Origin of the sequence: Mesorhizobium sp. M2E.F.Ca.ET.219.01.1.1 (genome assembly GCF_004016445.2) — a bacterium.
Lineage (GTDB): Bacteria > Pseudomonadota > Alphaproteobacteria > Rhizobiales > Rhizobiaceae > Mesorhizobium.
Map to the genome: position 1 here is coordinate 276,004 of NZ_SADT02000002.1, position 19,668 is coordinate 295,671.

A 19,668-nucleotide genomic window follows, 5' to 3' on the forward strand; every position below is an offset into this window, starting at 1 on the left:
TCCTAGGGTCTGCGCGCGTCGCTTCGCTCCTTGCTCCGCCCTAGGATGACGACGGCACGGGCGTGAATGGCTAATCGCCAACGTCGCTCATTGCACCACGGCTCGCTGTCACCATCTGTCACCAACTATACGTGTACGTCGATTTCACGTTGACTCCTTCTTCCTTTCGTTTTACGACTGACGAAAATTGAAATTCGTCACTTGTCAAACGAAAGCGCCATGTCAGAAGCCGCCAACATCGTGGCAGACCCCGCCAGGCAGGAGAATGTGACCCGCATTCTCGACTGCGCCGAGCGCCTGTTCCGCCACTACGGCTACGGCAAGACCAATGTCGCCGACATTGCCCGCGAGCTTGGCATGTCGCCGGCCAACATCTACCGCTTCTTTGCCTCCAAGGTCGAAATCCACCAGGCCGTCTGTGGCCGCATGCTCGGCGCCAGCTACAAGATGGCCTACGAGATCATGCACCTGCCGATCAGCGCCGAGGAGCGGCTGCGGCGCTACATCCATGCCCAATACAAGATGACGCTGGAAGTCATGCTCGACCAGGAGAAGGTGCACGAGATGGTCATCGTCGCGATGGAGCGCGACTGGGGCGTCATCGACAAGCATGTCAACAGCATCCACGACCTGTTCGCCGAGGTGATCCGCGAGGGCATCGAGGCCGGTGAGTTCAGGGAACAGGACCCAGAAACAGCCTCGCGCTGCTTCGGCGCCGCGACCGTCATTCTATGCCACCCGCAGATGGTGGCGCAGTGCCTTGCCAAGACCAACCGGGCGATGCCCGACGAACTTATCGACTACGCCATCAGAGCCTTGAAATAGAAGCCGTCCGCCGGGTGCGGTTTTGAAGATCATCTCCAGTTCGGGAGCGCTAAGGTGTCTTTGTCCAGTTCCATCCTCCGCAAGCTGCCGGCCGCAGGCCTCCCAACCGCCGCCGTCGTCGCGGCAATGCTCGGCCTTGCCGGCTGCAGCCAGGAGAAGGCCGAGGTCGTCCAGGAAGTCGTCCGGCCGGTGAAGGTTGTCGAGATCGGCGAGGCGCAGACAACCCGCCAGCTCGATTATTCCGGTTCGGTGCGCGCCCGCACCGAGATGAATCTCGGCTTCCGCATCGCCGGCAAGGTCACCGAGCGCCTGGTCGATATCGGCCAGCATGTGAACGAGGGCGACGTCCTCGCCCGTGTCGACCCATCCGACTACGAGCTGTCGGTGAAGAGCGCTGCGGCCAGCCTCGACGCCGCCGAGCGCCAGGTCGAGACCGTCGACCTCGCCAGGAAGCGCGCCGAGCAGCTCTATGCCAAGAATTTCGCGCCGAAGTCGCAGCTCGACCAGGCGCGGCTGACCTACGACCAGGCCGTGGCGACCCGCGATGCCGCCCGTTCGGCGTTGGCCCAGGCGCAGAACCAGGTTCAATATGCCGATCTGAAGGCCAGCAAGAACGGCATCGTCACCGCCATTTCCGCCGATGTCGGCCAGGTGGTCGCCGCCGGCACGCCGGTGATGACCGTCGCGGTCGACGGCGAGAAGGAAGTTTCGATCGCGGTGCCGGAGATGGATATCGCCGGCTTCAAGCCCGGCAAGGAGGTCAAGGCGAGCTTCTGGTCTGACGAAGGGCTCACCCTTGACGGCAAGGTCCGCGAGGTCGCCGGCAGCGCCGATCCGCAGTCGCGCACCTTCGCCGTCCGGGTTTCGCTGCCCAACGATCCGCGCGTGCTGCTCGGCATGACCGCCAATGTCCAGGCGACCGTCGGCAGCAAGGCTGAGCTCGTGTCGATCCCGCTGACCGCCATGACCGAGAAGGACGGCAAGCAGATCGTCTGGACGGTCGATCGCGCCTCCGACACCGTGCATCCGCGCTCGATCAAGGTCGCCAGCTTCACCGCCGACGGCGTCACCGTGGCCGACGGCCTGAAACAGGGCGATGTCGTGGTCGCGGCAGGCACCCAGTTCATGACCGAAAACCTGAAGGTCAAGCTTTCCGGCGACGCCCAGCAATCCGCCTCGGCGGAGGACGTCGCAACCACCACCAGCCTGCACTAACCAGGCGCGACAGACGCCTTTCCCGCTCTCGCTGCATCGAGCCGCGAGCCGGGGAAGGGCATGGGTTCCGGGCGGCGGCCGCCCAATCGCGGGATGCCGGCATGTTGGCTCCCCCCGCGGCAGTGCCGCGTCGTCCCGCGTGATTTGCGAGTCTCTCTCCGCTTGAGCGTCTCGCCGCCCGGAAACCCGATCGAGAATTCACGGGCAATGCCAGGTGTGCATTGCCGGCCAATTGGACTGGACTTGTGCCATGACCACGACCGACAGCAGCACTGAAAAGCGGCCCTTCAACCTTTCGCGCTGGGCGATCGGACATCCGAGCATCGCGCGCTTCCTGTTCGGGTTGATCATCCTGGCCGGCGCGCTCGGTCTGATGCGCATGGGCCAGAAGGAAGACCCGGACTTCACCTTCCGCGTCATGGTGGTGCAGGCTATCTGGCCCGGCGCCTCGATCCAGGACATGGAAGACCAGGTCGTCAACAAGATCGAGCGCAAGCTGCAGGAGACGCCGCATCTCGATTTCGTGCGCTCCTACACGCGTGCCGGCAGCGCCATCATCACGCTCCAGGTCAAGGGCGACACCAACCCTGAACAGGTCAAGGACGCCTTCTACCAGGTGCGCAAGAAGGTCGGCGACATTTCCAACGAGTTGCCGCAAGGCCTGCTCGGTCCGTATTTCAACGACGAGTTCGGCGACACTTTCATCACGCTGCATTCGATCAGCGGCGACGGCTTCACCTATCCGGAGCTGAAGAAATTCGCCATCCAGGCGCGCGACATGCTGTTGACGACACCGGGGGTCGAAAAGGCGGTCATCATCGGCGACCAGCCGGAGAAGATCTATATCGACGTCTCGTCCAAGGCGCTGGCTGAGCGCGGCCTGACGATTCTCGATCTGCAGAACGCCGTGAAGGGACAGAACGCCGTCGATCCGGCGGGCTCGGTCGACACCGGCCTGCGCTCGGTGCGCATCTCGGTCGAGGGTGACGTCACCAAGGCCGCGGATATCCGCGAGCTCAGGCTGCGCTCCGGCAGCCAGGTGACGCGCCTCGGCGACATCGCCACCGTCTCGTCCGGCCTCGAAGACCCTTATGAGCGCAAATACCGCTTCAACGGCCATGAGAGCGTCCAGGTCGGCGTCGTCATGGCCAAGGGTTTCAACGTCAGGGACGTCGGCAAGGATGTCGAGGCGACTTATCAGCGCTTCGAGGCAGGGCTGCCCTACGGCGTTTCGGTCGACCAGATCTCTGATCAGCCGGAGGTGGTCAAGGACGCGGTGAGCGAATTCATGGAAGCGCTCGGCGAAGCGCTGCTCATCGTGCTCGCCGTCTCGCTGCTGTCGATCGGCTGGCGCTCGGGCCTGGTGATCGCCATCGCCATCCCGCTGGTCCTGGCCGCGACATTCGCTATCATGTACGAGATCGGCATCGACCTGCAGCGCATCTCGCTCGGCGCTTTGATCATCGCGCTCGGCCTGTTGGTCGACGACGCCATGATCGTCGTCGAGATGATGGAGCGAAAGCTCGAGGAAGGATTGGTCAAGATCGAGGCGGCGAGCTTCGCCTTCACCTCGACCGCCTTCCCGATGCTCACCGGCACGCTGATCACCACGGCGGGCTTCATCCCGGTCGGCTTCGCGGCGTCCACCGCCGGCGAATATGTGCGCACGCTGTTCTACGTCGTCGGCATCGCGCTCGTCGTGTCGTGGTTCGTCGCGGTCTATTTCACGCCGTGGCTGGGCTACATGATCCTCAAGCAGCGCAAGCACGCCGGCACCCACCACGATGTCTTCGACACCCGCTTCTATCGCCGCCTGCGCGCGACGGTCACCTGGGCCGTGCGCCACCGCATCATCGTTCTGGTGATGACGCTGGTGACTTTCGCAACCAGCCTGTGGGCCTTCCAGTTCATCCCGCAGAATTTCTTCCCGCAATCCTCGCGCCCGGAAATCCTTGTCGATCTCTGGCTGCCCGAAGGCACCTCGATCAAGGAGGTCGAGAACCAGGCCAAGGCGCTGGAAGCCAGGATGATGGACGATCCCGACAAGCGCTTCATCGCCACCTATATCGGCGAAGGCGCGCCGCGCTTCTTCCTGCCGCTCGACCAGCAGCTGCGCAATCCCAACTTTGCCCAGCTCCTGGTGATGGCCAAGGACGAGCCGGCGCGCGAGCGGCTGATCATCAAGATGCGCGGCATCCTGGCCAAGGACTTCCCGTCGGTCCGCGGCAAGGTCGACCGTCTGTTCCTCGGACCGCCGACCGGCTGGCCGGTGCAGATGCGCATCATGGGTCCGGACCGCAAGGAGGTGCGCCGCATCGCCGACGAGGTGAAGGCGAAGTTCCAGGCCAACCCGCTGCTCGGCGCCATCCATGACGACTGGCTGGAGCCGGTGCCGGCGATGAAGCTGGTGATAGACCAGGATCGCGCCCGGGCGCTCGGTGTAACCTCGCAGCGCATCCGCCAGGTGCTGCAGGCCACCATGTCCGGCGCGCCGCTCGACGACTTCCGCGACGGCGAGGAGACGGTCTCGATCGTCGCCCGCGAGCCGGAGGCGAGCCGCCATCTCCTGTCCTCGGTCGACTCCGTCTACATCCCGACCGATTTTGGCGGCTCGGTGCCGCTCTCGCAGGTGGCCAAGGTCGTGCCGGTCATGGAGCAGGGCGTCGAATGGCGGCGCGACCGGCTGCCGACCATCAGCGTGCGCGCCACGCTGCCGGACGGCGTGCAGTCGAACGACGTCGTCACCAAGATGTACAACGACATGAAGGACCTGCGCGCCAGCCTTGCGCCCGGCTACAAGGTCGAGATCCAGGGCGGCGCCGAGGACTCGGCCGAAAGCCAGGCCTCGATCGCCGCCAAGGCGCCGATCATGCTGGCGATCATCGTCGTGCTTCTGATGGTCCAGCTGCAGCATTTCGGCAAATCGATGCTGGTGCTGGCAACCGGTCCGCTCGGCATCATCGGCGCCGCCGCGGCGCTGCTGATCAGCGGCGCGCCCTTCGGCTTCGTCGCCATCCTCGGCGTCATCGCGCTGCTAGGCATCATCATGCGCAACTCGATCATCCTCGTCGACCAGATCGATCAGGACATAGCGGCAGGCATGGACCGATCGGAAGCGATCGTGGGTGCTGCCGTGCGCCGCTTCCGGCCGATCATGCTGACCGCGCTCACCGCCGTGCTGGCGCTGATCCCGATCTCGCGCGCCGTCTTCTGGGGGCCGCTCGCCTACGCCATGATGGGCGGCATCCTGGTCGCGACCGTGCTCACCATTCTGGTTCTGCCGGCCGGCTACGCGCTGTTCTTCGGCCGCGCGCCGAAGAAGGCCAAGACCGACGAGCAGGCGCCGGAGCCGGAGAAGATCGAAGGCATCGAACGGCCGCAACTGGCACTGGCCGCGGAATAGAGCATGATCCCGAAAAGTGCATAGCGGTTTTTGCTGCACGGACCTTCGGTTCGCAAGAGATCATGCTCAAACGATAAGGTGGCAACCTCGGATCATCCGCCATCGGCGAAAGCCGGTGGCGGATGATCCGCATCAAGGGTCAGCCGGGCGAAAATGCTCCGCGGCAAGGCTTCGGCAAAACAGAATTCCTTTTCAGCGGCGCGATGCAGGCCGATCCTGCGCTAATATCGGAGCGGCAACGCTCGTCATCGCTGGATCATTTCCCATGTCAGAAAAACGGCAATTGCGACTCGGCGCCTTCATGCGCCCCGTCAGTCTTCACACCGGCGCCTGGCGCTATCCGGGCGCCTATCCGGACGCCAACTTCAACTTCGCGCACCTGAAGCGTTTCGCCCAGACGCTCGAGGCGGCGAAGTTCGACGCCTTCTTCATGGCCGACCATCTGGCTGTGCTCAACATGCCGATCGAGGCGCTGCGGCGGAGCCATACAGTAACGTCCTTCGAGCCGTTCACGCTGCTCTCGGCGCTTGCCGCCGTCACCGATCATATCGGCCTGGTGGCGACCGCTTCGACCACCTTCGACGCGCCCTACCACATCGCCCGGCGCTTCGCCTCGCTCGACCATATCAGCGGCGGACGCGCCGGCTGGAACATCGTCACCACGTCCAATCCCGACGCGGCGCTGAATTTCGGCCTCGACGAGCATGTCGAGCACGACGAGCGCTACCACCGGGCGCGCGAGTTCTACGATGTCGTGACCGGACTGTGGGACAGTTTTGCCGACGACGCCTTCATCCGCGACGCCGAAAGCGGCCTCTATTTCGATCCATCGAAACTGCATGTGCTCGATCACAAGGGCGAGCACCTGTCTGTGCGCGGCCCACTCAACATCGCCAGGCCGGTGCAGGGCTGGCCGGTCATCGTCCAGGCCGGCGCGTCCGACGTCGGGCGCCAACTGGCCGCCGAGACGGCGGAGGTGATCTTCGCCGCGCCGCCCGACCTGGCATCCGGCCGGCGCTTCTTTGCCGACGTGAAGGGCCGGGCGCAAAAACTTGGCCGCGCGCGCGACGACATCAAGATCCTGCCCGGCGCCTTCGTCGTCGTCGGCGACAGTGTCGAGGAGGCGCGGGCCAAGCGCGCGAAGCTGGACAGCCTGGTCTATTACGAGAGCGGCATCGCCTCGCTGTCGATCGCGCTTGGCCATGATGCGTCGGGTTTCGATCCGGACGGGCCGTTGCCTGACATTCCGGAGACCAATGCCTCGAAGAGCAGCCGCGAACGCGTCATCGAACTTGCGCGCAATGAAAATCTCACAGTCCGCCAGTTGGCACAGCGGCTCGGCGGCTTTTCCGGCCTTGCCTTTGTCGGCACCCCGAAGACCATTGCTGACGGGATGGAGGAATGGCTGCTGACGGAAGGCTCCGACGGGTTCAACGTGATGTTCCCCTATTTGCCGGCAGGACTCGACGATTTCGCCGAGAAGGTGGTGCCTGAGCTGCAGCGGCGCGGGATCTTCAGGCGCGAATATGAAGGGTCGACGCTGCGCGAGAATCTCGGCCTGAAGCGACCGCCGAACCGGTTCTTCGAAGGAGCGGCCGTCCGCAAGGCCGGCTGATCTCAGCTTCGATAAACTCGCCAAAAACAAACGGGCGCGCCGAAGCGCGCCCGTTTCCATTCAGGTTGCCACGTCAGATGACGAACACCCAGTTGGCGATCAGCATCACGACCACGCCGGCGGCGAGCGTCAGGTAGGGTAGCATGCCCGCCTTCTTGACGGAGAGGTCTGCCCCCGCCATGCCGAGATCGGCCAGCATATGCTCGGGGAACTTGCCGCCATCCTGGATGTAGTGGCGGAAGCAGAACACCGGGATGATCAAGGCAGCCGTGATCAGGCCGGCCCACAGCGCCATCGGGTTCCACACCTTGGCGCCGGCGCCCATGAAGACCGCGTTGAAATAGGCGAAGATGGCGCCGATGCCGAGCAGCCAGGTCGGCGCCTTCCACGGCCGGTTGATATGGCCGTTGTCGATGCGGTGGATCCAGCCGGCGTTGAGGTTGAGGAAGTTGAAGATGATGTAGCCGCAATTCGACACGGCGAGGATGAAGAAGAAGCTCGTCGCGTCGGCCGAGGCGATCGCCAGAACGGCCAGGTTGAAGCAGAGATCGGTCCACATCGCCCGCGTCGGCGCGCCATGCTCGTTGACGTGGCTGAGATAGCGCGGCAGCCAGCCGTCGACCGAGCCCTGGTAGAGCGTGCGCGAGGAGCCGGCCATCGCCGTCATGATGCAAAGCACCAGCGCCAGGATCATCAGCATGACCAGCAGGCTGTGGATGATCTTGCCGCCGCCGACCATGCCGGCCAGCGCGTCGGCGACGCCGGAGCCGTCGACGATCGGCGTCGCCAGCATGCCGTTCAGGCCCAGCACGCCCTGGAAGGTGAAGGGCACCAGGATGAAGAGCAGCATGCAGAGCAGGCCGGAATAGAAGATGGCCTTGAACGTGTCGGTGCCGGGGTTCTTGAATTCCGACGTGTAGCAGACCGCGGTCTCGAAGCCGTAGGTCGACCATGCGGCGATGAACATGCCGCCCAGCACCAAGGTCCAGCCGGCGATGTTCCACGAACCGGGATCCGGCGCGTAGGCCGCGGCCAGCGGCACCAGCGGCGAGAAATTGGCATAGTCGATCTGGCCGGTGATGATCGGCACCACACCGACGATCAGCATCGGGATGATGACCAGCAGGCCGATATATTTCTGCACATTGGCCGTGCCGAGAATGCCGCGATGCTGGATGGCGAAGATGACCAGCATCAGCACCGCGCCGATGAAGAAGGTGGCGTTGAGCGTGAAGGAGACCGGGCCGAGCGTGTGGCCCCACAGCGTCCAGGTGCGGATCGCAGGTGTTGCGGCGGCGGTGACCGCGGCGATGGCGTCGGCAGGTGCCGTCCCCGCGTGTGCGGCGATATAGGCGACAACCTCCGGCGAGGTCTCGGAGAAGACCGGGATCGGCGCCAGCGCGTTGAGGATATAGGCGGCGGCGATGGAGCAGCCGAGCGACAGCACCGGCGACCAGGCAAACCAGTTGCACCACACCGACAGCGGCGCGATGAATTTCGAATAACGCAGCCAGGCGGTAGCGCCGTAGATCGAGGCGCCGCCCGACTTGTTCGGAAACAGGCCGGCAATCTCCGCATAGGTGAAGGATTGCAGGAAACCCATGATCATGGACACCGTCCAGATCAGAAAGGCCAGCGTCCCGGTCGTGCCGGCAATGCCGCCGATCGAGAACAGGACCAGCGCCGGAACGCCGCTTGCCACCCAGAAGGCGCCACGCCAGTCGATATGCCTGAGCAGCTTGCTTTCGGCAGGCTGCTCCAGGGCCGTGCTTATCGTGCTCATTTCTTGTGTCTTCCCCTTTTTTCTGTTCCCCGCCGGCGACGCTTCGGCTCTCGCGAAGCTTGCTCCCCGGCCACTATGGTCCGACCGTCGTGTTTCCACTCAGTCGTATTTTTTTCTTTAGAGTGAACATTGATCCGGCGCGCTTTCGCGTCAAGCGTTTTGTGGATGTCATGCACATCACGCTTTCGAAACATTGATCCGACCGCCGCCGGCGGCGGCCGGTGAGGGTCGGATCTGGCCTTGGAGGCGTATCAGGATCGCGGCTTTGACTTCTGCGGATCGTAATGGGCAAAAGCCACGACGTGTGCCGGCAGCCGCTTGGCATGGCCGTCGAGCTTGCCGATCTCGACCTCGGTGCCGATGTCGGCATGGGTGACGTCGAGCCTTGCCAGCGCGATGGTCTTGCCGAGCACCGGCGAGCGCATGCCGGACGTGACCACGCCGATCTGGGCGCGGCCGACATGGACGCAGTCGCCATGGCCGACCGGAATGTTGGCATCGATGTCGAGCCCGACGAGCTTGTGCTGCGGGTGCTCCTTGCGCCGGATCAGCGCGTCGCGGCCGATGAAGTCGTCGGCCTTGGTCTTGAGCGGCACGGTGAAGCCGATGCCGGCCTCGAACGGATCGGTCTGGTCGGAGAATTCGTAACCGGCGAAGATCAGCCCGGCCTCGATGCGCACCATGTCGAGCGCCTGCAGGCCCATCGGCTTCAGCCCGTGCGGCTGGCCGGCTTCCCAGACGGCGTCGAACACCTTTTCCGCGTCGCGCGGATGGCACCAGATTTCATAGCCGAGCTCGCCCGTATAGCCGGTGCGCGAGACCACGACCGGCACGCCATTGCCGCCGCCGATGCGCGCGACGGCGAAGCGGAACCATTCGAGCTCGCGGATCGAGGGCTGCACTGGCGAAGTCCAGATCACTTCCTTCAAAATGTCGCGGCTCTTCGGCCCCTGCACGGCGATGTTGTGCATCTGGTCGGTGGACGAGCGCACCAGCACGTTGAGGCCGAGCTTCTTGGCGGTCTCGCGCAGCCACTCGCCGGACAGATCGTCGCCGCCGACCCAGCGGAAATTGTCCTTGCCGAGTCGAAGCAGCGTGCCGTCGTCGATCATGCCGCCATGCTCGTAGCACATCGCGGTGTAGACGACCTGGCCGACGCCGAGCTTCTTGACGTCACGGGTCAGCGTGTATTGCAGCAGCGCCTCGGCATCGGGTCCGGTGACCTCGAACTTGCGCAGTGGCGACAGGTCCATGATCACAGCGTCCTGCCGGCAGGCCCAGTATTCGGCGATCGGCCCTTCCTTGGCGAAGGAATTGGCCAGCCAATAGCCCCTGTATTCGACGAAGTCGCGCGTGTGCTTGGCAAAGCTCGAATGAAAGGCTGTCTCGCGGGTCATTTTCGGTTCCGAGTCGGGCTTCATGCGTCTGGCGATCGCTCGCGAGAATTTGTGCTGGCCGGAGTAGCTGCGCACATGGATGTCGGTGAGGTCCCAGCCATTGGATGGCGTGGTGTCGTCCGGGCAGGCCGAGGACACGCAGACGATGTCAGTCAGGGCCCTGAGCAGCACATAGTCGCCCGGGCGCGACCACGGCTCGTCCGACACCATCACGCCATGCGCGTCGATCGCCGTGTTGAAGAAGAAGTTGATCGCCATCCACCCGGCGCGGGGCGTTACGCCCTTGTCGGCAAGCGCCTTGTTGAAATTCTCCGAGCAGTTGGTGTGGCCGGGATAGCCGATGTCGTCGTAGTATTTGGCGGCGCAGGCGAGCGCGAAAGCGTCGTGCCGACCGCATGTGTCCTGCACCACCTCGACCAGCGGCTCCATGTCCTGGTCGTAATATTTCGAATGCAGGCCGGGCATCGGATAGGCCGAGCCCATCAGCGTGCGGGTGGTGGTGACGTCGAGCGGCAGGTCGCGGCCCTTGTCCAGCTTGCGCGCCGAAAAGCACTGGAAGTCGGTGCATTGCCGGCCATCGACATCGATGATCTGCAGATAGTCGCCCGCCTTGACGAAATAGGCTTCGGCGGTTGCCGATTTCACGCGCAGATCGAGCACCGGATCGGCGAGCGGATCGGCAAGCTGGCCTCTTGTCTTCAGCCGGATCGTGGCGCGGCGCACGATTACGGTCAGCGGCGTCGCCGTGTTGTGGCCGTCGACCAGCATCGGCCCGCCGGGCGCCGCTATCAGCAGCGCGCCGTCGCGCTGCACGGAAAAGCTCTGCTCGGTGCCGGCCGGCGTGGCGCCGCCGAACACGCGCACGCCTTTCGGTTGGTCGAGTTGCACCTTGCGGCGCTCGAGGCTGAGGCGCAGCGCCGAGAGGCTGTCGTCGCCCTCGGCGAGCAGCGCCTTGATGCCGGCCGCATTGCTGTTGGAACGCTCGCCGAAAATGCCGGGATCGGTGACGCCGGATTTGTCCCAGGCCAAAAGCTCGCAAGGCTGCCCGCCTTCGACATTGGTGACGCTGACGCTGTCGCCCGCCTCGACATTGATGAGCACCGCGCCATTGCCCTGCACGGTGTAGCGCTCCAGGCCCGGCGGCAGGCGGATCTCGCCAGGCCTCAGGATCAGGCTGGGCTTGGGCGGTCCGGACTGGAAGGCGGGGTAGGGCGACTGGCTCATCTCAAACCCTCCTCCGAGCGAGAAACAAGGTTGCCTGTGTGTAAAATTATTTTCGCTGAGAGAATAGCAGGGTGAGGGCGTTTGGCAAGGCTGCGGTGCCGTCATTGGTGCCGTCGCTCAGGCAGGTTCTTGCCGATCAACCTAATCCCGAACGTCGGCGCCGCCCCTCATCCGCCCTTCGGGCACCTTCTCCCCGTAAACGGGGCGAAGGACGCTGCCGCCTTCGATTTCGCCAATCACCAACGCTGCAGGTCGGAGTGCCGTCGTTGCGGCCAGCCCCTTCTCCCCGTCACTATACGGGGACAAGATGCCGGCAGGCAGATGAGGGGCAGCGCCGAGTTTCGCCGGTTGGACGCTAAAGATCCTCGGAATGGCCGATGGTCGCGCCATACTCGGCAGCGGAGTCTAGAATGGTATGCCAGAGGCTCTCGGCAAAAGTTGCGAACACCAAGAGATTGAACACAGCCTGGCCATTGCGATCATCACCGCGCCACAGCGTAACACTCGTGTGGTCCATCGACGTGGCAGCGGCCGCACCCACGCCGAACACATCGGGATGCAAATCGACCGACGACAGCTTGGCGAGCATCGCGCGGGCCTTGTCGCCGGAGATGCTGATCAGCGCCCGCGCATGGCTCTGGTCGGACAGCGAAGCCGAGCCGGCAAATACAGGCGCAAGAGCCGCCATTGTGTGCTTGCCACCCTTGGACAGCACAAGGAACTGGTCCGGTCCCGACCAGATCAGCGTCGCATCGGCCGTAGCGACAGTCTTGGGCGTTTCCGGCGCGGCAGCACCGAAGCGCGCCTGCGCGGCCTTCGCCGTCTCGCCGGCCTTGCCGCGCCGCGCCATCACCTGGATGAGGTCGAAATTGCGGATCTCGGTCAGCGCCACTCCGGCGTCACCCTGCACACCATAGGGGCCGGCGACCAGCGCGCGGTCGAGCGGGCTGCGGACGTCCCAGGAAAAATCAGCCACGCTGGCGCCCTCCATCCGGATCGTAGAAGACGGAATTGCAGAGCTCGACATCGTAGTCCTCTGAGCGCAGCGGGTCGTGCGCGCGCACGATCTCGCCGATCCGCTCGCGGCCGCGCTCGACGAGGCCGAGCCCGATCCACTGGTCGAGCACCGGCGAGAAGCAGACCGAGGTGACATAGCCTTGGTCGTTGTCGGGGCCGGGCGTCTCGCCCTTCGGAATGATGTGCGCGCCGGAGCGCAGGCGCCGTGCCTTGTCGGTCGGCTTGATGCCGACGACCACCTGCCGGTTCGGCGCGGTGAGCGCCTCGCGGCCCGCCATGACGCGGCCGATGAAATGCTTCTTGGTCGACATCATCTTGCCGAGGCCAAGATCGCCCGCAGTGGTGGTGCCGTTGAGCTCCGGTCCGGCGACATGGCCCTTTTCGATGCGCATCACGCCGAGCGCTTCGGTGCCGTAAGGCGTCACGCCGAATGGCTTGCCGGCGATCATCAGATTGCGTGCCATCGCCTCGCCGTAACGCGCCGGCACCGAAATCTCGAACGCCATCTCGCCGGAGAAGGAGATGCGGAACAGCCTTGCCTTCAGGCCGCCGCGCAGCTTGACCTCGCGCGCGCCCATGAACGGGAAGCCTTCGTTCGACAGGTCTTCGGACTCATCAACGATTTGTTGCAGCAGTTTCCGCGCACTCGGCCCGGCGATCGAGAACTGCGCCCACTGATCGGAAACCGACGTAAGCTGCACATCGAGCTCGGGGAACAGCACCTGCCGGCAGAACTCCAGATGCTGCATCACCAGCCCGGCCTTGGCCGTGGTGGTGGTGAGGAAATAATGGTCTTCGGCCAGACGCGAAGTCGTGCCGTCGTCATAGACGATGCCGTCCTCGCGCAGCATCAAGCCGTAGCGCGCCTTGCCGACGGCGAGGCTGGAGAAGGCGTTGATGTAGACGCGGTCGAGGAAGGCGCCGGCGTCGGGCCCGTGCACGTCGATCTTGCCGAGCGTCGAGACATCGCAGAAGCCGACGCCGCTGCGCACTGCCTTGACCTCGCGGGTCACCGATTCCAGCCAGTCCTTCTCTCCCGCGTGCGGATACCACTGCGCCCGCTTCCACAGGCCGGTGTCGACAAACACCGCGCCCTGTTCGGCGGCCCAATGATGCGACGGCGTCAGCCGTGTCGCATGGAAATTCTCGTCGCGGTGATGGCCGGCGAAAGCGCCGATGGCGACCGGCACATAGGGCGGCCGGTAGATCGTGGTGCCTGTCTCGGGGATCGACTTGCCGCTGACCGCCGCCATGATGGCGAGGCCGGCAACATTGGAGGTCTTGCCCTGGTCGGTCGCCATGCCGAGCGTCGTGTAGCGCTTCAGATGCTCGACCGATTGAAAACCCTCGCGCTGCGCCAATTCGACATCGGAAGCGGTGACGTCATGCTGCTGATCGACGAAGGCCTTGCCCTTGCCGGCGACATGCCAGAGCGGCGTCAGCGAAAACGCCTCGTCGTCGGCGACAGGCATGGAGCCGATATTGCCGCCGCGCCCGGCATCGCGTGCCGCGGCAGCGCCGGCTTCGAACCCTTCGCGCAGGCAGGCGCCGAGACCGAAAGCGCCGTTGGCGGCGCCCGCGGCGACCATGCCGGGCGGCGCGCCGTCCGGCACGAAGGCCGCGATGTCGTCGCGCCATTTCGGCCGGCCGCGATGGTAGGAGGTGAGCCCGACCGCCGGATTCCAGCCGCCGGAGACGGCAAGCCCGTCCGCCTCGACCTCGGCGCGCGCGCCGCCGGTCAGCGCGACGGAAATCTTGCGCACGCCGGTCTTGCCGCCATCGACAGCGGAGACCGAGCCGTGCAGCACCGGGAAGCCGCCCTTGCTGGCCAGCGAGCGATGCGCCGGCGAAACGTCCGGCCGGGCATCGATCACGGCCGCCACCTGCAGCCCTGCCGCGATCGCCGTTTCGGCCGTTCGCCAGCCATCCTCGTTGTTGGTGAAGAGCGCGATGCGTCTGGCCGGCGCAGCGGCGTAGCGGTTGATATAGCAGCGCATGGCCGATGCCATCATCACGCCCGGCGTGTCGTTGCCGGCAAAGACGATGGGACGCTCGATCGCGCCGGCGGCGACGACGCAGCGCTTGGCGACGATGCGCCACAGCCGCTGCCGCACCTGATGCTCCGGCGGCACCGGCACATGGTCGTTGACGCGCTCGATCGCGCCATAGGTGCCGCCGTCATAGACGCCGAACAAAGTCGTGCGCGTCATGATGCGTACATCCGGCAGCGCAGTCAGTTCGGCAACCGCGCGCGCAACCCATTCGGCGGCGGGCAGTCCGTCGATGGCGCCGCCATCGGCAAGCAGCCGCCCGCCCAGGACAAAGTCCTCCTCGCACAGGATGACGCGCGCGCCGCTACGGCCGGCGGCAAGGGCAGCCGCCAGACCAGCCGGCCCGGAACCCGCGATCACCACGTCGCAATGCGCCCAGGCCTTGTCATAGTGATCGGGATCGGAAACGCCTGCCGCGCGGCCGAGGCCGGCGGCGCGCCGAATCGCCGGCTCGTAGATCGCTTCCCAGAATTTCGCCGGCCACATGAAGGTCTTGTAGTAGAAGCCGGCGACGAAGATCGGCGCGAACAACTGGTTGACCGACATGACGTCGAAATTGAGCGACGGCCAGCGGTTCTGGCTGGCGGCTTCGAGGCCTTCATAGAGTTCGGCCGTGGTCGCCTTGGTGTTCGGCTCGCGCCGCGCGCCGCTGCGCAATTCGACCAGCGCGTTGGGCTCTTCCGAACCGGCGGTGAGGACGCCGCGCGGGCGGTGATATTTGAAGGAGCGGCCGACCAGCTTGACGCCGTTGGCAACCAGCGCGGAAGCCAGCGTGTCGCCCTGGAAGCCGAGCAGGGTCTTGCCGTCGAAGCGGAAGCTCAGCGACGTTGAGCGATCGATGACACCGCCGTTCGCCAGCCGGTGTGTTTGCGCGCCGGCGACCATCACGCACCAACCTTGGCGGCGCCGGCGCCCGCCGTCGGCTCGACGGCCGAAATCTCATGCGTCAGCGTGTTGCGCGTGACCTTCAGCCAGGCCCGGCAGCCGCCGCCATGGTACCAGTGCTCGCTCATCACGCCGGCGATGTTGTCGCGCAGATAGACGTAATCGTAGACGGCGTCCTCGCCGGCGTCGGCCGCGGGGCGCTGCGGCTTGGCGTCGCCGAGATAGGTGAACTCGCCGAGTTCGCGTTCGCCGCAGAAGGGACAGATTATACGCATGGCTGGGTCTTCAATGGAGGTTCGGTTGGGCGCCCTGGCCCTTCTCGTCGATCATGGCGCCGCGCTGGAAGCGGTCGAGGCGGAAGCGGGCAGCCTCCTTGTGCGACTCGTCGCGCGCCAGAAGATGAGCGAAGACGAGGCCTGAGCCCGGCGTTGCCTTGAAGCCGCCATAGCACCAGCCGGCATTGATATAGAGGCCGTCGACCGGGCTCTTGTCGATGATCGGCGTGCCGTCCATCGACATGTCCATGATGCCGCCCCACTGGCGCAGCAACCGCACGCGGCCGATCATCGGGATCAGCGCCATGCCACCTTCGCAGACATCCTCGACCACCGGCAGGTTGCCGCGCTGGGCATAGGAATTATAGCCGTCGATGTCGCCGCCGAAGACCAGCCCGCCCTTGTCCGACTGGCTCACATAGAAGTGCCCGGCGCCGAAGGTCATGACGCCGGGGATGAGCGGCTTGATCGCCTCGGAGACGAAGGCCTGCAGAACATGGCTCTCGATCGGCAGGCGCAAGCCGGCCATCGCCGCGACGCGCGAGGAAGAGCCGGCCACCGCCATGCCGACTTTACTGGCGCCTATCTTGCCGCGAGAGGTCTCGACGCCGGTCACCTTGCCGTTGGCGTCGCGCACGAAGCCGGTGACCTCGCAATTCTGGATGATGTCGACACCGAGCCCGCTCGCCGCATGCGCATAGCCCCAGACCACAGCGTCGTGGCGGGCCGTGCCGCCGCGGCGCTGCAGCAGCCCGCCCTGGATTGGAAAGCGCGCATTCTCGAAATTCAGGAATGGCAGCATTTTGCGCAGCGCCGCCTGGTCGAGCAGCTCGGCATCGATACCGTTGATGCGCATGGTGTTGCCGCGCCGGGCGAAGGCGTCGCGCTGCGCGTCGGAATGGTAGAGGTTGAGCACGCCGCGCTGGCTTACCATGGCGTTGTAGTTGAGGTCCTGCTCCATCCGCTCCCACAGCTTCATCGACAATTCGTAGAAGCGGGTATTGCCGGGCAGGCCGTAATTGGAGCGGATGATGGTGGTGTTGCGGCCGGCATTGCCGGAGCCGATCCAGCCTTTTTCGAGCACCGCGACGTTGCGGATGCCGAACTCGCTGGCGAGAAACCAGGCGGTGGCGAGCCCATGCCCGCCGCCGCCGATGATGATCACGTCGTAGCGATCCTTGGGTGCTGCGTCACGCCAGGTCGACTGCCAGTTCTTGTGGCCGGAGAGGGCGGCGCGAGCGAGCGAGAAGATCGAATATTTCATTGCGTCATTCCGAGGCCGCTCACCCGCAACGCTGGATGCTAGATATCCAGCGTGTGGTCGCGCTCCCACTGCGTGAAGTGCGAAGCATAGGAATTCCATTCCTGCTGCTTCAGCTTTAGATATGCCGACGAAAATTCCTCACCCAGCGCCGCCTTGAGCGATTTGTCGTTGTCGAATTCGCGCAGCGCGTCGAGCAGGTTGAGCGGCAGTTTCGGCGCGTCCGTGACGGTATGGCCGAACTGATACATGTCGATGTCGTAGCGCTTGCCGGGGTCGGCCTTGGAGCGGATGCCGTCGAGGCCGGCGGCGATGATGACGGCCTGCAGGAGGTAGGGGTTGGCGGCGCCGTCGGGCAGGCGCAGCTCGAAGCGCCCAGGTCCCGGCACGCGCACCATGTGGGTGCGGTTGTTGCCGGTCCAGGTCACCGTGTTCGGCGCCCAGGTCGCGCCGGATATAGTGCGCGGCGCGTTGATGCGCTTGTAGGAATTGACCGTCGGGTTGGTGATCGCGGCAAGCGCCGAGGCATGCTTCATGATGCCGCCGAGGAAGTTCCTGCCCTTGACGGAGAGGCCGAGCTCCTCCGAATTGTCGGCAAAGACATTGGTCTTGCCGGCCTCATCCCACACCGAGATATGCGCATGGCAGCCATTGCCGGTCAGGCCCTGGAAGGGCTTCGGCATGAACGTCGCGCGCAGGCCATGCTTTTCCGCGATCGACTTGACCATGAACTTGAAGAAGGAGTGCTTGTCGGCGGTCGCCAACGCGTGATCGAAGTTCCAGTTCATCTCGAACTGGCCGTTGGCGTCCTCGTGGTCGTTCTGGTATGGGCCCCAGCCAAGCGCCAGCATATGGTCGCAGATCTCGGCGATGACGTCGTAGCGGCGCATCACCGCCTGCTGGTCATAGCAGGGCTTTGAGGCTGTATCGTATTCGTCGGAGATCGCCTTGCCGTCGGGCGAGATCAGGAAGAACTCGGCCTCGACGCCGGTCTTGACATGCATGCCGTCGCGGGCGGCTTCATCGATCACCCGCTTCAGGGTGTTGCGCGGCGCCTGGTCGACGAGCTTGTCGTCCATCACGCAGGTGGCCGCCACCCAGGCGACCTCGGGCTTCCAGGGCAATTGGATGACCGAATCCGGATCCGGCACCGCCAGCATGTCCGGATGCGCCGGCGTGAGGTCGAGCCAGGTCGCGAAGCCGGCGAAGCCCGCGCCGTCCTTCTGCATGTCGGCGATCGCCTGCGCCGGCACCAGCTTGGCGCGTTGCCCGCTGAACAGGTCGGTGTAGGAGATCATGAAATATTTGACGCCGTTCTCCTTGGCGAATGCGGCGAGATCGTTCCCCATTATAGTTCCTCGCTTACGTGGTCTTGGAAGTTGTCCTAGAAGCCGTTCTTCCCGGGTATCCAGTTGGTGCCGGCCAAAGGCACGCCGGCCATAGCGGCGGCTTCGATCGAGAGCGCGACGAGATCCTCGGGCTCGAGATTGTGCAGGCTGTTCTTGCCGCAGGCGCGGGCAATCGTCTGCGCCTCCAGCGTCATCACCTTAAGATAATTCGCCAGCCGCCGTCCTGCCGCGATCGGGTCGACCCGCTTCATCAATTCGGGGTCCTGCGTGGTGATGCCGGCAGGGTCGCGGCCCTCGTGCCAGTCGTCATAGGCGCCGGCCGTGGTGCCCAGCGCATTGTACTCCGCCTCCCAGCGCGGATCATTGTCACCGAGCGCGACCAGCGCCGCCGTGCCGATCGACACCGCGTCGACGCCGAGCGCCAGCGCCTTGGCGACATCGGCGCCGTTGCGGATGCCGCCGGAGACGATGAGGTGCACCTTGCGGTGCATGCCGAGGTCCTGCAGCGCCTGCACCGCCGGCCTGATGCAGGCAAGCGTCGGCTGGCCGACATTCTCGATGAACACCTCCTGGGTAGCGGCCGTGCCGCCCTGCATGCCGTCGACCACGACGACGTCGGCGCCGGCCTTCACCGCGAGCGCGGTGTCATAATAGGGGCGGGCGCCGCCGACCTTGACGTAGATCGGCTTTTCCCAGTCGGTGATCTCGCGCAGCTCGAGGATCTTGATTTCGAGATCGTCGGGTCCTGTCCAGTCGGGATGGCGCGAGGCCGAGCGCTGGTCGATGCCCTTGGGCAGCGTGCGCATCTCGGCGACGCGGTCGGAGATCTTCTGTCCGAGCAGCATGCCGCCGCCGCCGGGCTTGGCGCCCTGGCCGACCACCACTTCGATGGCGTCGGCGCGGCGCAGGTCGCGCGGGTTCATGCCGTAGCGCGACGGCAGATACTGGTAGACCAGCGTCTTCGAATGGCCGCGCTCTTCCTCGGTCATGCCGCCGTCGCCGGTGGTGGTCGAGGTGCCGGAAAGTGTGGCGCCGCGCCCCAGGGCTTCCTTGGCCGGACCGGACAGCGAGCCGAAACTCATGCCGGCGATGGTGATCGGGATCTTCAGCTCGATCGGCTTCCTGGCGTGGCGTGAGCCGAGCACGACACTGGTGTCGCAGCGCTCGCGATAGCCCTCGAGCGGATAGCGCGAGATCGAGGCGCCGAGGAAAAGCAGGTCGTCGAAATGCGGCAGCTTGCGCTTGGCGCCGGCGCCGCGGATGTCATAGATGCCGGTCGCGGCCGCGCGGCGGATTTCGGAAAGCGTGTAGTCGTCGAAGGTCGCGGATTTGCGCGGCGTCGTCGGCGGGTTGCGGTAGGTCATCTTG

At 65.1% G+C, this 19,668-nt stretch carries 12 protein-coding genes; 4 read left to right on the forward strand and 8 right to left on the reverse strand.

What is annotated here, in order from left to right:
• The first annotated feature begins 219 nt into the window (after positions 1-219).
• From EN862_RS11730 to EN862_RS11745, 4 genes are all read left to right on the forward strand, one after another.
• A complete protein-coding gene (locus EN862_RS11730) occupies positions 220-825 on the forward strand; it encodes a TetR family transcriptional regulator (protein ID WP_127866949.1) in 606 nt (201 codons plus the stop codon).
• 72 nt (positions 826-897) lie between these two features.
• Positions 898-2,040 (forward strand): efflux RND transporter periplasmic adaptor subunit, encoded by a 1,143-nt coding sequence (locus EN862_RS11735; protein ID WP_245519619.1) that lies wholly within the window; start codon positions 898-900, stop codon positions 2,038-2,040.
• Between the two features lie 250 nt (positions 2,041-2,290).
• Positions 2,291-5,443, forward strand: coding sequence for an efflux RND transporter permease subunit (locus EN862_RS11740; RefSeq protein ID WP_127866951.1), 3,153 nt, complete (start codon positions 2,291-2,293; stop codon positions 5,441-5,443).
• A 265-nt stretch (positions 5,444-5,708) separates the two neighbouring features.
• Positions 5,709-7,058 (forward strand): LLM class flavin-dependent oxidoreductase, encoded by a 1,350-nt coding sequence (locus EN862_RS11745; RefSeq protein ID WP_127866952.1) that lies wholly within the window; start codon positions 5,709-5,711, stop codon positions 7,056-7,058.
• 73 nt (positions 7,059-7,131) lie between these two features.
• Here the strand turns inward: EN862_RS11745 and EN862_RS11750 are convergent, their stop codons facing one another.
• From EN862_RS11750 to EN862_RS11790, 8 genes are all read right to left on the reverse strand, one after another.
• Positions 7,132-8,841, reverse strand: a complete 1,710-nt coding sequence (locus EN862_RS11750; protein ID WP_127866953.1) for an APC family permease — start codon at positions 8,839-8,841, stop codon at positions 7,132-7,134.
• A gap of 251 nt (positions 8,842-9,092) precedes the next feature.
• A complete protein-coding gene (locus EN862_RS11755; RefSeq protein WP_127866954.1) occupies positions 9,093-11,462 on the reverse strand; it encodes an aminomethyltransferase family protein in 2,370 nt (789 codons plus the stop codon).
• A 355-nt stretch (positions 11,463-11,817) separates the two neighbouring features.
• Entirely contained in the window at positions 11,818-12,438 is a 621-nt protein-coding gene (locus EN862_RS11765) for a sarcosine oxidase subunit gamma family protein (RefSeq protein WP_127866956.1), read from the reverse strand.
• Positions 12,431-15,415 (reverse strand): sarcosine oxidase subunit alpha, encoded by a 2,985-nt coding sequence (locus EN862_RS11770; RefSeq protein WP_127867276.1) that lies wholly within the window; start codon positions 15,413-15,415, stop codon positions 12,431-12,433. The genes EN862_RS11765 and EN862_RS11770 overlap by 8 nt, the downstream gene beginning before the upstream one ends.
• Entirely contained in the window at positions 15,415-15,690 is a 276-nt protein-coding gene (locus EN862_RS11775; protein WP_127866957.1) for a sarcosine oxidase subunit delta, read from the reverse strand. The genes EN862_RS11770 and EN862_RS11775 overlap by 1 nt, the downstream gene beginning before the upstream one ends.
• A 10-nt stretch (positions 15,691-15,700) precedes the next feature.
• The gene (locus EN862_RS11780) at positions 15,701-16,954 is read right to left on the reverse strand and encodes a sarcosine oxidase subunit beta family protein (RefSeq protein WP_127866958.1); all 1,254 of its coding nucleotides are present in this window, start codon (positions 16,952-16,954) and stop codon (positions 15,701-15,703) included.
• 38 nt (positions 16,955-16,992) lie between these two features.
• Positions 16,993-18,300 carry a type III glutamate--ammonia ligase gene (gene glnT / locus EN862_RS11785; RefSeq protein ID WP_127866959.1) on the reverse strand — a complete coding sequence of 436 codons (1,308 nt, stop codon included), beginning with the start codon at positions 18,298-18,300 and terminating at the stop codon, positions 16,993-16,995.
• Between the two features lie 35 nt (positions 18,301-18,335).
• Positions 18,336-19,664 carry an FMN-binding glutamate synthase family protein gene (locus EN862_RS11790; protein WP_127866960.1) on the reverse strand — a complete coding sequence of 443 codons (1,329 nt, stop codon included), beginning with the start codon at positions 19,662-19,664 and terminating at the stop codon, positions 18,336-18,338.
• Positions 19,665-19,668 lie beyond the last annotated feature (4 nt).